The following is a 14,745-nucleotide window of genomic DNA, read 5'->3' on the forward strand; positions in this document are numbered from 1 at the left end:
AATTAAACTTCGTAATGAATTACGTGTTCACCCGTGAGACTTGGTATTCATTTTTTGTCCGAAGACATCAAGAATCCAGTCACCTGAGTGCCCACACAGATTGTCTGATAAATTGTTAAAGAGCAGTGCCGCTGTGTTTTCGCTGCGGCGCGGGGTGTGCATATTACGCTTTCCCGCTGTGAAGTCAACTGATTATTTTCAGATTTCTTCACCTGACAGGCCGGTGTGTATGCCGTTGTGCCGTGTCAGTGGAGGCGCATTATAGGGAGATAATTCTGGCTGACAACCCCTAATTTAAAAAAAGTTTTCAACCGTGTCTTTTTTCAACAAAACGCGGCAAAAAGAGGCATGAATAACTGATTTTGCTGTTTTTGCCACCACTGACAGATATCGAATGGCATACTAGCGAGTGATACAAAGAAAAAAGGAAGTGAGAAATGCCTTTAAACGCACAGCAGCTTGCCGCGCAGAAAAACATCTCCTGGGTGTTAGCAGAGAAACTGGCGCAACAGATCCTGAAAGGTGAATATGCTCCGGGCTCGATTTTACCGGGTGAGATGGAACTGGGTGAGAAGTTTGGCGTCAGCCGCACCGCAGTCAGGGAAGCGGTAAAGACATTAACCGCAAAAGGGATGGTCTTGCCTCGCCCGCGTATTGGCACCCGGGTAATGCCCCGCGACAACTGGAACTTCCTTGATAAAGAATTATTGTTCTGGTGGATGCACGAGGATAACTTCAAGGAAATCATTCAGCACTTCCTTATTATGCGCAGCAGCCTTGAACCTCAGGCTTGCCTGCTCGCAGCAACACTCGCCAGCGCAGAACAAAAAGCGTATCTCAATACCCTAATGGAAGAGATGGTTAGCCTGAAAAAGGACTTTAACCGCGAACGCTGGATTGAAGTGGATACGGCCTGGCACGAACACATTTACGCGATGAGTGATAACCCCTTCCTTATTTCTTTCTCTTCACTCTTTCACTCGATTTACCACACCTACTTTACCTCTATAACTCAAAACGAAGTGATCAAACTCGACCTTCACCAGGCGATAGTGGACGCCATTCAGGAAAGCGACGGCGAAAGCGCATTCCGGGCGAGCCAGTTATTACTGAATACGCCTAATTAACGGGAATTGGTATGACAGAGAAGAAAGCGCGCAGTATGGCCGGCCTGCCATGGATCGCAGCAATGGCTTTTTTTATGCAGGCACTGGATGCCACCATTCTTAACACCGCCCTACCCGCAATAGCACAGAGCCTTGGCCGCTCCCCGCTGGCGATGCAATCCACCATCATTAGTTACACGCTGACCGTGGCCATGCTGATCCCGATGAGCGGTTGGGTGGCAGACCGTTTTGGCACTCGTCGGGTATTTATGCTGGCGGTAAGCCTGTTTACCCTCGGCTCACTGGCGTGCGCGCTCTCCAACTCACTGTCAATGCTGGTTGTGTTTCGTGTCATTCAGGGGATTGGCGGTGCGATGATGATGCCGGTGGCCCGTCTGGCATTACTACGCGCGTATCCGCGCAGTGAACTGCTGCCGGTCCTGAACTTTGTCACCATGCCCGGGCTTGTCGGGCCGATTCTTGGCCCGGTATTGGGCGGCGTGCTGGTCACCTGGGCAAGCTGGCACTGGATCTTCTTGATTAATATTCCGATTGGTATAGCTGGCCTGTTTTATGCGCGGAAATATATGCCGAACTTCACCACGCCACGGCGAAGTTTCGATATGGGGGGCTTTTTCCTTTTTGGTTTGAGCCTTGTACTGTTTTCCAGCGGCATGGAGTTATTTGGAGAGAAGCTGGTCGCCAGCTGGATTGCTTTCGCGATTATCCTCAGCGGTCTCGGTTTGCTTTGGGCTTACGTTCGCCATGCGCGTCGCCACCCTGCTCCACTGATATCACTCAATCTGTTTAACACCCGCACCTTTTCCGTCGGCATCGCCGGGAACATTGCTTCCCGCCTGGGGACGGGTTGCGTACCGTTTTTGATGCCGCTGATGTTGCAGGTCGGTTTTGGGTATCCCGCGCTGATTGCTGGTTGCATGATGGCGCCAACCGCGCTGGGCTCTATTCTGGCAAAATCCACGGTCACACAGATATTGCGCTGGTTCGGTTATCGCAAGACGCTGGTTGGTATTACGCTGTTTATTGGTTTGATGATTGCCCAGTTCGCGCTGCAAACGCCGGCGATGGCAGTATGGATGCTGGTGCTGCCGCTGTTCATCCTGGGGATGGCAATGTCCACCCAGTTTACCTCGATGAATACCATTACTCTGGCGGACTTAACCGATGAAAATGCCAGCAGCGGCAACAGCGTCCTGGCAGTCACGCAACAGTTATCGATAAGTCTGGGGGTCGCGGTCAGCGCTGCGGTGCTGCGTTTCTATGAAGGGTTCGATAGCATTAATACCGTGGAGCAGTTCCACTACACCTTTATTACCATGGGCGCTATCACGCTGCTCTCCGCGCTGGTCTTTATGCTGCTGAAAGCGAAAGATGGCCGCAACCTGATCAAAGAGCGCCACAAAAAATCAGGCTGAACCACGCTCTATCAGAATCGGCGTGAGCTGCAACCGCTGTTGCTGCAAACCCGGTTCAGCAATACGGTGGATAAGCACGTCAATTGCCAGCTCACCCAGTTCATCTTTTGGTTGATGGATAGTGGTGAGCGGTGGAGTCATATAGCGCGCCAGTTCAATATCGTCGTAACCGACAATCGCCATATCTTGCGGGATCTTCAACCCGGCCTGATACAAAGCCTGGTATGCGCCAACAGCCATCGCATCGTTGCCGATAAAAACCGCCTGCGGGCGTTCGTTCATCGCCAGTAATGCCTGCATGGCATCAAAACCGCCGCCGAATTCAAAGTCGCTCTCGATTTCATCGCCTTCACGGATGGTTAACCCGGCGCGCGTCATCGCTTCGCGATACCCCTCCAGACGCAAACGCGCAGGCGTTTTATCCAGTGGCCCGGTGATACAGGCTATACGCGTGAATCCTTTATTGATCAGGTACTGCGTTGCCATATCGCCACCCAGCAAAGAGTTATCCTGAATCAGATCGCTATCACCGTTAAACGGCGCCCAGTCCATCATCACGGTCGGTATGGAAGGATAGCGCTGCATGATCTCTTGCGAAGGTTGATGGGTCTCGGTGCACAGCAGCAGCAACCCGTCGACGCGCTTCTGCATCAGCGTTTCCAGATTACTGTTCATCCGCTGTTCATCGCCTTCGGTATTGCACAACACCAGGCTGTAACCGCGCTCAAAACAGCTACGCTCCACGCCGCGCACCAGCTCGGAATAAAAGGGGTTAGTACTGGCGGTTATCAGCATGCCGATGGTGCGGGTCTGATTGATTTTCAGGCTCCGCGCCAGCGCAGAAGGGGCATAGTTCAGCGTTTTGATCGCTGCTTCCACCTTCTCCCGAACAGCATCACTGACAAAGCGATCTTTGTTAATAACGTGGGATACCGTTGAGGTGGAAACGCCCGCCACGCGGGCAACATCCTTCATGGTGGCCAAGTTTCACCCCTGCTGAGAGAGAAAATCATCAATCTCTTTGCGCCACGGAACAGAAGGTTGCGCGCCTTTACGCGTGACAGCAATCGCCGCTGCCGCATGAGCAAAACGGATCGCTTCATCCAGCGTTTTCTCTTCCAGCAATGCCGTCAACAGCGCGCCGTTAAAGGTATCGCCAGCGGCAATGGTATCAATGGCTTTGACTTTAAAGCCGGGAACGCGTTTACCTTCGCCATTAACACTTGCCCATACGCCACGGCTGCCAAGGGTAATAATTACCGTCTTGATCCCTTTGGCATGCAACGCCTGCGCGGCACGCGCGGCGTCTTCATCACTGTCAACGCGAATACCAGTCAGTTTTTCCGCTTCGGTTTCATTTGGTGTGATGATGTCCACCAGCGCCAGCAGTTCATCGGAAAGTTCCCGCGCCGGAGCCGGGTTAAGCGCAACGGTTGTGTGGTTCTCCTGCGCGATGCGCGCGGCAGCCAGCACGCTTTCTACCGGCGACTCCAGTTGCATCAGCAATGCCGATGCGTTCGCAATTAGCGCGTGCTGCGCTTCTACGCGTTCAATCGAGAGCGCCGCATTCGCTCCCGCATGAATACCGATGACATTCTCACCTTCGCCATTAACAAAAATCAGCGCCACACCGGTGGATTCCCCCGCAACAACGCTTACTGGCGCGACATCAATATGATCGCTTTCCAGCTGCTTACGAACACGAACGCCCGTGTCGTCATCGCCCGTGCAGGCAATAAAAGCGATATCAGCGCCGCTACGCCCGGCGGCAACCGCCTGGTTTGCGCCTTTACCACCGAAAGCCACCTGATACTGGCTGCCAGTGACGGTTTCGCCCGGCGTCGGGAAAGATTCAAGGTTAAGAATGTGATCGGCATTGATACTACCAAGGACGACGAGTTTGCCTGCGGTTTTCATGATGAGCTTGTCCATAAAGTGCGCCACCGTTCCCGGTGGCGCGTGCCATGCTTTTCTTTATTTTTACGTTGTCCCCAGGCGGCAGGTTCAAGCCTACCGACTGAACTGCTTATTACTGCTTGATGACCAGTTTCAGGTCAACCGGGTTTTTCGCGTAGACTTTTTCGCCTTTCAGCACTTTGTCTGCGGTATCAACACCTTTCGCGCCAATTTGCTCCGGCAACTGAGCAATCGTTGCTGCCAGTTTACCGTCATTTACTGCTTTAATACCGTCTGGCGTACCGTCAAAACCCACCACCATCACGTCGGTTTTACCGGCAGTTTGCAGTGCACGCAGCGCGCCCAGCGCCATTTCATCATTCTGGGCAAAGACCGCCTGAACATCCGGGTGAGCCGTCAGCAGGTTCTGCATAACGTTCAGGCCTTTAGTACGATCAAAGTCTGCCGGCTGGCTGGCCAGCACGTTAAATTTATGAGCAGCAACGGCCTGCTGGAAACCTTCGCCACGTTCACGTGCAGCGGAAGTCCCGGCAATACCCGCCAGTTCGATAACTTTCGCACCTTCACCCGCTTTTTTAGCGATGTAGTCGCCAGCAATTTTGCCGCCGAGCACGTTGTCAGACGCAATGTGGCTTACCACTTCACCGCTGCTTGCTACGCGGTCGAGGGTAATTACCGGGATTTTTGCCTGGTTAGCCATTTTGATCGCGTTACCAACAGCATCGGAGTCTGTCGGGTTAATCAGCAGCAGTTTGGTACCGCGAACGGTCAGATCCTGCACGTTGGCCAGCTCTTTGGCCGGGTTGTTCTGCGAATCCAGGACAACCAGGTCATACCCCAGTTTATCCGCCTCTTTCTGTGCTCCATCCTTCAGGGAGACGAAGAACGGGTTGTTCAGCGTGGAAATCACCAGAGCAATAGAGTCTTTCGCCATCGCGTTTGCGCTAATGGTGGCGCTCAGTGCAACAGCAGAAACCAGAGTGGCCAGTTTTTTCATGTTCATATTCACGAGTCCTGTTGTGTAGGTAATTACTGCTTTTTGTTGTCTACCAGCACCGCGAGCAGAATCACCACTGCTTTAACGATCATCTGGTAATAGGAGGAAACGCTCAACAAATTCAATCCATTATTGAGGAAGCCCAGAATCAATGCGCCGATCAACGTCCCAACAATGCGACCTTTACCGCCAGCCAGACTGGTTCCGCCCAATACCACCGCAGCAATAGCATCCAGTTCATAACCGGCCCCAGCAGTAGGCTGTGCAGAAGAGAGACGCGCCACTTCAATAATGCCCGCCAGTGAAGCCAGCAGGCCGCACAGCGAGTAGACGATAATTTTCACTTTATCGACGGAGATGCCGGACAAGCGCGTCGCCGCTTCGTTACCGCCCAAAGCATAGATATAGCGACCCAGGCGAGTTTGATGCAATAAATACCAGGCGGCGATAAAGACCACAGCCATCAGCCACACTGGCGTCGGGATCCCGAGCGGACGGCCAATACCAAACCAGCCAAAAATATCTGCGTTAGCGGTAAATCCGGTATTGATTGGGCTGCCATTGGTATAAACCAGCGTTACGCCGCGCAGCAGCAACATCATTACCAACGTAGCGATAAACGCCTGCACGCGGCCTTTCGCGACAATCGCCCCGGTAACGGCGCCGATAGCCGCCCCCAGCGCCAGCGCGCCAGCAACGGCCACCAGCGCATTCACTTCCACGCCAATCATCGATGCCGCAACCGCGCCGGTGAGCGCCAGCAGGGAACCGACGGACAGATCAATTCCCGAGGTCAGGATAACCAGCGTCATCCCCACCGCCATAATGGCGTTTACCGAGGTTTGTTGCAGGATATTCAGCAGGTTATTGACGGTAAAAAAGTTCGGACTCATGGTCGAAACAATCGCAATCAACACCAGCAAAGCAATTAACGATTTTTGTTCCATTAGCCATGCTTTGCTGAAATAACGGCGACCAGAAACAGCCTGGGTAGTCATCTTTTTTACTCCTGATTCACACGATTAAGCTTGCCCACAGCGGCAGCCATCAACACTTCCTGAGTGGCCTGCTCGCGCGTGAATTCACCGCCGAGATGCCCTTCATGCATCACCATAATGCGATCGCTCATTCCCAGTACTTCCGGCATTTCAGAGGAGACCAGGATGATGCTCAGCCCGTCTGCCTTGAACTGGTTAATAAGCTGATAAATCTCTTTTTTCGCCCCAACATCGACGCCGCGCGTCGGTTCGTCGAGGATCAGCACTTTTGGCCGCGTCATCAGACCACGGGCAATCGCCACTTTTTGCTGATTACCGCCGGAGAGCAAACCAATCGCCTGTTCCATCGATGGCGTTTTCACATTGAACAGACGGATAAAATCATTCACCGCCTGCTGTTCATCTTTATGCTTCAGCGAACCGCCCGCACGGCTGAAGTAACGCAGTGCCGTCAGCGACATATTCTCTTTCACCGACATGCCGAGCACTAAGCCGTCGCGCTTACGGTCTTCTGAAATATAGACGATGCCGTTCGCCAGCCCGTCCTGCGGAGAGCGGGTGATCACTTCATGGCCGTCGAGTGTCACATAACCGCTGGTGCGCGGCAGTGCGCCATACAGCACTTTCATCAGTTCGGTGCGGCCAGCGCCCATCAACCCGGCGACGCCAAGGATCTCGCCTTTGCGCAGGGTGAAACTGACGTTTTCCACGCCGGGACCACACAGATTATTGACAGTAAGGCGCACTTCGCCCGGCGCTTGATCCAGACGCGGGTATTGGTCTTCCAGCTTGCGGCCAACCATCATTTCGATCAGCGTATCTTCGGTGAGCGTCGCCACTTCACGCTCGGCGATAAACTGCCCGTCACGGAAAACCGTCACATCATCGCAAATCTCGAAGATCTCTTTCAGACGATGGGAGATATAGACAATGCCGCGCCCCTGCGATTTCAACTCGCGGATCACGCGGAACAGCGATTCAGTTTCGGTGTCCGTCAGGGCATCGGTGGGTTCATCCATAATGATGACCTGTGATTCGTAGCTCATCACTTTGGCGATTTCGACCATTTGCTGATCGCCAATGGAGAGTTCGCCTACAAGCCGATCGCTCTTAAAGCGCAGATTCAGTTTGGCCAGCAGCTTGTCGGCTTCAGCAAACATCTTTTTCCAGTCGATTTTACCGAAACGATTGACGAACTCACGTCCGAGAAAAATGTTCTCAGCAATGGTGAGCTGCGGGATCAGGTTCAATTCCTGGTGGATGATGCCGATACCGGCTTCCTGCGATGATTTTGGGCCGTTAAAGGTGGTCTCTTTTCCCAGCCACAGCAGCGAACCAGCGTCACGGGTATAGATGCCCGTAAGCACTTTCATCATCGTGGATTTACCGGCACCATTTTCGCCCACCAGCGCCATCACACGGCCAGGATAGACGTTCAGCGCCGCGCCGGAAAGCGCTTTAACGCCGGGGAATGCTTTATCGATCCCCTTGAGTTGCAGTAACGCGTCCATGATGGCCTCAGAAAGTGACGCCAGCACAGAGAATGATATTCGCAAACGGGGAACACTCCCCGCTGCGAATCACCGCATGACTGTCCGCGGTGTGTTTTTTAAACTGCTCGTGCGTAACGTACCGCACTTCTATGGTGTTTCCCTGGTGTTGTTGCAGTTGCTCAAGAGACTTAAGCAACGTTTCGTGGAGCTGCGGATTATGTTCTTTGATTTCCAGCGCCAGGATAGCGGATTCAACTTGCATTTCGGTTGTCACCACATCCAGCACCTGCATAAAGGACGGTACGCCCTGCGTTAGCGCCATATCGATTCGTTGCGTATTACGCGGCACCGGCAACCCGGCATCACATACCACCAGCGTATCGGTATGACCAAGACGAGAGATAACTGACGAAATGTCAGTGTTCAATACACGACCTTTTTTCATTTTTTATGCTCCACTAGCGAAACGTTTCGCTGAACGCAGTGTAGTACAAAGAATAATCTTATAACTATGTCTCAGTTACAGAAGTGTGATCGATATCGAAACGTTTCGCGTCTGAATGTGATGAAAAAACAGCTTGATTATCTTAAATGAAATTAACAGGCATAAATAACAAAAACCCCTCATAAGGAGGGGTTTGATAAACGCTAAATTTCGACCTGTGTTCCCAGCTCGATAACCCGGTTTGGCGGGATTTCAAACTGGTCCGGCGCGCGCAGCGCGTTGCGCTGTAATACCAGGTAGAGCTTACCGCGCAGCCGCAAATACCATGGTCGTTTACCGAGAATCAACGACTCATGCGACATAAAGAAGGAGGTTTCCATCATCCGGCAATTGAGCCCCTCCAGACCACAGCGGTGGAACACCTCTTCAACGTTCGGCGTTTCGCGCCAGCCGTAACTTGCCACCACGCGCCAGAAAGTTGGCGACAACTGTTCAATTTGCACCCGACGCACATTGTGGACGTAAGGTGCATCTTCAGTACGCAGCGTCAGCAGAATCACGCGTTCATGCAACACCTTGTTGTGCTTCAGGTTATGCATCATGGCAAACGGAATGACATTCAGCGCGCGGGACATGTACACCGCCGTACCCGGTACACGAACCGGCGGCGATTTCTCCAGCGACGCAATCATCGCCTCCAGAGAGTTGCCGTGTTCGTGCATACGGCGCAGCAGGCGGAACCGTTCGCTTTTCCAGGTAGTCATCACCAGGAACATCACCATGCCGAGCGTTAACGGCAACCAGCCGCCGGAGACGATTTTATCGAGGTTCGCCGAGAACAGCGGCACATCAATACTCAGGAATAAAATCAGAATCAGCCCCACCAGCACTTTATTCCAGTGCCAGTTTTTGCGTGCCACGGTCGTGGAAAGAATTGAGGTCAGCACCATCGTCCCGGTAACGGCAATACCGTAAGCCGCCGCCAGATTGCTGGAGTGCTCAAAGCTGACAATCACCAGCACCACCGCAAAATAGAGCAGCCAGTTAATGAAAGGGATATAGATCTGCCCGGATTCCATCTCCGAGGTATGAATAATACGCATCGGCGCCAGATAACCCAGACGCACGGCCTGGCGAGTCAGGGAGAAGACGCCTGAAATAACCGCCTGCGACGCAATGACCGTCGCCAGCGTGGCGATAATCAACATCGGGATCAACGCCCACTCCGGTGCCAGCAGGAAGAAGGGGTTCTTAATCGCTTCCGGCGTTTTCAGCAATAATGCGCCCTGGCCAAAGTAATTCAGCGCCAGCGACGGCAGCACCACAATAAACCACGCCACGCGGATCGGCAGCTTACCGAAGTGTCCCATATCCGCATACAGCGCCTCGACACCGGTGATCGACAGCACCACGGCGCCAAGCGCAACAAAAGAGACCGTCTTGTACTCAAGGAAGAAATTCACCGCCCAAAGCGGATTCAGCGCCTGCAACACTTCAGGGTTTTCGATAATACCGCGCGCGCCGAGTACGGCCAGAATCAAAAACCACGCCAGCATGATCGGTGCAAACAGTTTCCCCACCAATCCGGTACCGTGCTTCTGAATCATAAACAGCAGGGTTAAAACGATAATCGACAGCGGCACAATCCAGCTATCGAGCGAAGGCGCGACAATCTCCAGCCCCTCTATCGCCGACATCACCGAGATCGCGGGAGTAATAACCACCTCACCATAGAAGAAGCTACCGCCAATCAATCCCATGATCACCAGCATCGAAGTCATTCTGGCCGAAGTGTTGCGACCGGCCAGCGACATCAGCGTCAGAATACCGCCTTCACCGGCGTTATCCGCGCGCATGACGAATGTCAGATACTTAATGGAGACCACAAAAACCAGTAGCCAGAAGATCAGTGACAAAAAGCCGAAGACGGCATCGCGCTCAACACCGAAACCAAACTGACCAGACAAACATTCACGAAGTGTATAAAGTGGGCTGGTGCCGATATCACCGTAGACAACCCCAATTGCCGCGAGAGTGACAGCGGGTAACGATTGTTTATTATCAGTGCTCATAGACTAATCTTTTGTTTGAATGACAAATGTGTGCTTAGTCCCTTGGCCCACAAAAAGCGCACAGTATGCACGATTATTTGCAAAATCGTACCCCTAAATGCGGCCACATTAATCTGGCGCAATGAAAATAAAGCCGTTCTTCAGTCTATTACAAGCCCTTTCGGAAACGTCTATACTCGCTTTTGCAAGCCGGATAACACGGCGAAAGGACGCAAATCTATTATGGCTCACTCACATTTATTAGCAGAAAGAATTTCCCGCTTAAGCAGCGCGCTGGAAAAAGGACTCTTTGAGCGTAGCCACGCTATCCGGTTGTGCCTGCTGGCTGCGTTGAGCGGCGAGAGCGTATTTCTTCTTGGCCCGCCAGGCATTGCGAAAAGCCTGATCGCACGTCGCCTGAAATTCGCCTTTAAACATGCCCGCGCCTTTGAATACCTGATGACGCGCTTCTCCACGCCGGAAGAGGTTTTTGGTCCGCTCTCCATTCAGGCGTTAAAAGATGAAGGGCGCTATGAGCGCTTAACTGACGGTTATCTTCCGGAAGCAGAAATCGTGTTTCTGGATGAGATCTGGAAAGCCGGCCCGGCGATCCTCAACACCCTGCTCACCGCCATTAACGAACGTCGCTTCCGTAACGGCGCGAGCGAAGAGAAGATCCCGATGCGTTTGCTGGTGGCCGCCTCGAACGAACTGCCGGAAGCCGACAGCAGCCTCGAAGCGCTGTATGATCGCATGTTAATCCGCCTGTGGCTCGATAAAGTGCAGGAGAAGGGGAATTTCCGCTCCATGCTGGTCAGCCAGCAGGACGAAAACGAAAACCCGGTACCCGCCGAACTGCAAATCACCGACGAGGAATATCAGCGTTGGCAACAGGATATTGGGCTGGTCAAACTGCCCGATCCGGTATTTGAGCTGATCTATACGCTACGCCAGCAGCTCGATGCCTTACCGAATGCGCCGTATGTTTCCGATCGCCGCTGGAAAAAAGCTATCCGCTTATTACAGTCCAGCGCCTTTTTCAGCGGGCGCGATGCGGTTGCCCCCATTGATTTGATCCTGCTGAAAGATTGTCTGTGGCACGATGCCGAAAGCCTGCGTTTGTTGCAGCAGCAACTGGATATTTTGATGACCGGGCACGCATGGCAGCAACAATCGATGCTGACACAGCTCACCAGTATCAATCAGCGTCATATGCAGCTTCAGCAGCAACAAAGCGACAAAACCGCGCTGAAAGTCAGCCGCCAGGGCGGTATGTTCAGCCGCCGTCCGCACTATGATTTACCCGAAGGTCTGAACGAACCGCTGTTAACGCTACTGTTACAGCAGCCGCTAAAATTGCACGATTTACAGGTAATTCACGTCACTATTGAGCGCAATGCGCTGGAGCAGTGGCTGGCGAAAGGCGGTGAAATCCGCGGCAAGCTTAACGGTATCGGTTTTGCGCAACCTTTAAATCTTGAAGTTGATACCTCGCTTCATCTGGTGATCCGCGATGTCAGTTTGCAGGGATCGCGTCTTGCGCTGCCTGGCGCCACTACCGAAAACGTCCCGGAAGAGATAGCCCAACAACTGGAAGCGCTGGATAACACCTGGCACCAGCAGCACACCCGTTTTAGCGAGCAGCAAAAATGCCTGTTCGTCTCTGGCGACTGGTTGGGTCGCATTGAAGCCAGTCTGCAGGACGTCCGCGCACAGATCCAACAGGCGCGTCAATGCTAACGCTGGAAACACTGAATGTGATGCTTACCATCAGCGAAGAGACGCTGGTAGAAGAGCTTATCGTTCTGCTGCTGGCTTCTCCGCAACTGGCGCTGTTTTTTGAAAAATTCCCGCGCTTAAAACATGCGATCACGGAAGATATTCCCCGCTGGCGCGAAGCGCTAAAAAAGCATCTGAAAGAGACCGCTGTGCCGCCGGAACTGGCGGAAGAAGTGCTGAGTTACCAGCAAAGCCAGCTACTCTCAACATCGCAATTTATCGTCCAGTTACCGCAGATCCTGGCATTACTGGAAAAGTTGCATTCGCCTTTTGCCGCCCAGGCACGGCAAATGGTAACGGATAACCCGCAGTTCACACCCGCTTTGCATACCCTCTTTTTGCAGCGCTGGCGTCTGAGCCTTGTCGTGCAAACCACCACCTTTAATCAGCAATTGCTGGAAGAGGAACGCGAGCAGTTGTTGAGTGAGGTGCAGGAGCGCATGACGCTGAGCGGGCAGCTGGAGCCGGTACTGGTCGAAAATGAGAACGCCGCCGGACGCTTGTGGGATATGAGCGCCGGTCAGCTTAAACGCGGCGACTACCAGTTGATCATCAAATATGGCGATTTTCTGAAAGAGCAGCCGGAGCTTCAGCAACTGGCGGAGCAGCTTGGCCGCTCGCGGGAGGCGAAATCAGTGCCGCGTAAAGATGCACCGATGGAAACGTTCCGCATGCTGGTGCGTGAACCGGCAACCGTACCGGAACAGGTCGATGGTTTGCATCAGAGCGATGATATTTTGCGCCTGTTGCCGCCGGAGCTGGCAACGCTCGGCATTACAGAACTGGAATATGAGTTTTACCGGCGGCTGGTGGAAAAGCAGCTGCTCACCTACCGTCTGCACGGCGATGCCTGGCGGGAAAAAGTTACCGAACGCCCGGTGATCCATCAGGATTTTGATGAGCAACCGCGCGGGCCGTTTATCGTCTGCGTTGATACTTCCGGTTCAATGGGCGGGTTTAATGAGCAGTGCGCGAAAGCATTCTGCCTGGCGCTGATGCGCGTGGCGCTGGCGGACAAACGGCGCTGCTTTATTATGCTGTTTTCCAGCGAAGTTGTGCGTTATGAACTGACCAGCGCGCAGGGGCTTGAGCAGGCGATCCGCTTTCTGAGCCAGCGCTTTCGTGGCGGAACCGATCTGGCAAGCTGTTTTCGGGCGATCATTGAACGGATGCAGGGCGGCGAATGGTTTGATGCCGACGCCGTGGTGATCTCGGATTTTATCGCCCAGCGCCTGCCGGACGATATCATTAGCAAAGTGAAAGAGTTGCAGAACGTTCACCAGCACCGCTTCCACGCGGTGGCTATGTCGGTACATGGTAAGCCCGGCATCATGCGTATTTTCGATCACATCTGGCGTTTTGATACCGGGATGCGCAGCCGTCTGCTGCGACGCTGGCGGCGTTAGAGCAGGCCGGAAACCTGCCCGCGAACCATTGCGGGCCACACACCGCACTGTACCTGGCCGATATGCGACAGTTGCAGCAGCAGCATCGTCAGACGCGACTGACCAATACCGCCGCCGATGGTTTGCGGCATCTCACCGCGCAGAAGCGCCTGGTGCCACTCCAGTTGCAACCGATCTTCGTCACCGGTGATCCGCAACTGACGTTTCAATGCCTCCGCATCTACGCGGATCCCCATCGAAGAGAGTTCCAGCGCATCTTCCAGCACCGGGTTCCACACCAGAATATCGCCGTTCAGGCCGCTAAAACCGGCCTCAGCAGGCGTGCTCCAGTCATCATAATCCGGAGCGCGCACATCGTGGCGCTTGCCATCGCTGAGTTTGCCGCCAATCCCCATCAGGAACACAGCGCCCAGTTCTTTCGCAATCGCTTTTTCCCGCCCTTTAGCATCCAGTTCCGGGAAGCGGCTGAGCAGCGTTTCGCTGTGCACAAAATGGATCTGTTCCGGCAGAAACGGTACAAGCCCAAAGGTTTCGCTGACGGCGGCTTCAGTCGCTTTGATCCCGGCCCAGATCGCTTCAACAGTGGATTTCAGCGTTGTAACATGGCGCTCGCCATCGCCCAGCACCCGCTCCCAGTCCCACTGATCAACATAAACGGAGTGAATAGCCGAAAGGCGGTCTTCATCCGGACGCAGGGCTTTCATGTGGGTGTACAAGCCTTCCCCGGCGCTGAAATCATGCTGGCCCAGCGTCTGTCGTTTCCATTTCGCCAGCGAATGCACCACCTCAAAACGGGCATCCGGCAGCGTTTTCACATTAACCTGCACCGCTTTTTCACATCCTGACAGGTTATCCTGCGTGCCATCACCGACGCGGCTGAGAATCGGCGCCTGAACTTCAATCAGACCCAATTTCTCTTCCAGTTGGCGGGAGAAAAAAGATTTCACGAAGGCGATTTGGCGTTGTCTGGCGATGTAAGAGGTTTTCATTATGTTACTCCTGTCTTCTGTTGCTGATAATTAAGCAACAAAATGCCGCCTCAACTCAATAATCCATAATTAAAAAGGCCAGTACGGTTTTAAATCAATAAAATAAGCGGGTAAAATAGAAAGAATCC

At 53.4% G+C, this 14,745-nt stretch carries 12 protein-coding genes; 4 read left to right on the top strand and 8 right to left on the bottom strand.

The genetic code is table 11. From position 1 onward, the window contains the following. Positions 1 to 437 precede the first annotated feature (437 nt). Entirely contained in the window at positions 438 to 1,127 is a 690-nt protein-coding gene (locus tag CWM66_RS12900; RefSeq protein WP_007369350.1) for a FadR/GntR family transcriptional regulator, read from the top strand. Between the two features lie 11 nt (positions 1,128 to 1,138). Beyond that, entirely contained in the window at positions 1,139 to 2,542 is a 1,404-nt protein-coding gene (gene mdtD, locus CWM66_RS12905; RefSeq protein WP_107146749.1) for a multidrug transporter subunit MdtD, read from the top strand. Here the strand turns inward: mdtD and rbsR are convergent. The 7 genes from rbsR to kup form a co-directional block, all read right to left on the bottom strand. Further along, a complete protein-coding gene (gene rbsR, locus CWM66_RS12910; RefSeq protein ID WP_007369352.1) occupies positions 2,534 to 3,526 on the bottom strand; it encodes a ribose operon transcriptional repressor RbsR in 993 nt (330 codons plus the stop codon). The genes mdtD and rbsR overlap by 9 nt on opposite strands. A gap of 3 nt (positions 3,527 to 3,529) precedes the next feature. Further along, complete coding sequence (gene rbsK, locus CWM66_RS12915) at positions 3,530 to 4,459, bottom strand: ribokinase (protein WP_107146847.1); 930 nt, start codon at positions 4,457 to 4,459, stop codon at positions 3,530 to 3,532. 112 nt (positions 4,460 to 4,571) lie between these two features. Next, complete coding sequence (rbsB, locus tag CWM66_RS12920; RefSeq protein WP_007369354.1) at positions 4,572 to 5,462, bottom strand: ribose ABC transporter substrate-binding protein RbsB; 891 nt, start codon at positions 5,460 to 5,462, stop codon at positions 4,572 to 4,574. A gap of 26 nt (positions 5,463 to 5,488) precedes the next feature. Next, positions 5,489 to 6,454 (bottom strand): ribose ABC transporter permease, encoded by a 966-nt coding sequence (gene rbsC, locus CWM66_RS12925; protein ID WP_007369355.1) that lies wholly within the window; start codon positions 6,452 to 6,454, stop codon positions 5,489 to 5,491. 5 nt (positions 6,455 to 6,459) lie between these two features. After that, complete coding sequence (gene rbsA / locus CWM66_RS12930; protein WP_007369356.1) at positions 6,460 to 7,965, bottom strand: ribose ABC transporter ATP-binding protein RbsA; 1,506 nt, start codon at positions 7,963 to 7,965, stop codon at positions 6,460 to 6,462. A gap of 7 nt (positions 7,966 to 7,972) precedes the next feature. Next, positions 7,973 to 8,392, bottom strand: coding sequence for a D-ribose pyranase (rbsD, locus tag CWM66_RS12935; RefSeq protein ID WP_007369357.1), 420 nt, complete (start codon positions 8,390 to 8,392; stop codon positions 7,973 to 7,975). Positions 8,393 to 8,595: 203 nt separating this feature from the next. Beyond that, positions 8,596 to 10,464, bottom strand: coding sequence for a low affinity potassium transporter Kup (kup, locus tag CWM66_RS12940; RefSeq protein WP_007369358.1), 1,869 nt, complete (start codon positions 10,462 to 10,464; stop codon positions 8,596 to 8,598). Between the two features lie 222 nt (positions 10,465 to 10,686). Here kup and ravA point away from each other — a divergent pair, with 222 nt between their 5' ends. Both ravA and viaA read left to right on the top strand, forming a co-directional pair. Further along, on the top strand, positions 10,687 to 12,183 hold the full coding sequence (gene ravA, locus CWM66_RS12945) for an ATPase RavA (RefSeq protein ID WP_007369359.1): 1,497 nt from the start codon (positions 10,687 to 10,689) through the stop codon (positions 12,181 to 12,183). Further along, a complete protein-coding gene (gene viaA / locus CWM66_RS12950) occupies positions 12,177 to 13,628 on the top strand; it encodes an ATPase RavA stimulator ViaA (protein WP_007369360.1) in 1,452 nt (483 codons plus the stop codon). The genes ravA and viaA overlap by 7 nt, the downstream gene beginning before the upstream one ends. On the opposite strand, the gene asnA is transcribed toward viaA, so the two are convergent. After that, the gene (gene asnA, locus CWM66_RS12955) at positions 13,625 to 14,617 is read right to left on the bottom strand and encodes an aspartate--ammonia ligase (protein ID WP_072440502.1); all 993 of its coding nucleotides are present in this window, start codon (positions 14,615 to 14,617) and stop codon (positions 13,625 to 13,627) included. The genes viaA and asnA overlap by 4 nt on opposite strands. Positions 14,618 to 14,745: the final 128 nt, after the last annotated feature.

The sequence above is a fragment of the Kosakonia sp. H7A genome (genome assembly GCF_003028445.1).
Lineage (GTDB): Bacteria > Pseudomonadota > Gammaproteobacteria > Enterobacterales > Enterobacteriaceae > Kosakonia > Kosakonia radicincitans.

Coding starts and splice junctions, on each gene's coding strand:
- CWM66_RS12900 (WP_007369350.1), top strand. CDS start 438: ATGCCTTTAAACGCACAGCAGCTTGCCGCGCAGAAAAACATCTCCTGG.
- mdtD (WP_107146749.1), top strand. CDS start 1,139: ATGACAGAGAAGAAAGCGCGCAGTATGGCCGGCCTGCCATGGATCGCA.
- rbsK (WP_107146847.1), bottom strand. CDS start 4,459: ATGAAAACCGCAGGCAAACTCGTCGTCCTTGGTAGTATCAATGCCGAT.
- rbsB (WP_007369354.1), bottom strand. CDS start 5,462: ATGAACATGAAAAAACTGGCCACTCTGGTTTCTGCTGTTGCACTGAGC.
- rbsC (WP_007369355.1), bottom strand. CDS start 6,454: ATGACTACCCAGGCTGTTTCTGGTCGCCGTTATTTCAGCAAAGCATGG.
- rbsA (WP_007369356.1), bottom strand. CDS start 7,965: ATGGACGCGTTACTGCAACTCAAGGGGATCGATAAAGCATTCCCCGGC.
- rbsD (WP_007369357.1), bottom strand. CDS start 8,392: ATGAAAAAAGGTCGTGTATTGAACACTGACATTTCGTCAGTTATCTCT.
- kup (WP_007369358.1), bottom strand. CDS start 10,464: ATGAGCACTGATAATAAACAATCGTTACCCGCTGTCACTCTCGCGGCA.
- ravA (WP_007369359.1), top strand. CDS start 10,687: ATGGCTCACTCACATTTATTAGCAGAAAGAATTTCCCGCTTAAGCAGC.
- viaA (WP_007369360.1), top strand. CDS start 12,177: ATGCTAACGCTGGAAACACTGAATGTGATGCTTACCATCAGCGAAGAG.
- asnA (WP_072440502.1), bottom strand. CDS start 14,617: ATGAAAACCTCTTACATCGCCAGACAACGCCAAATCGCCTTCGTGAAA.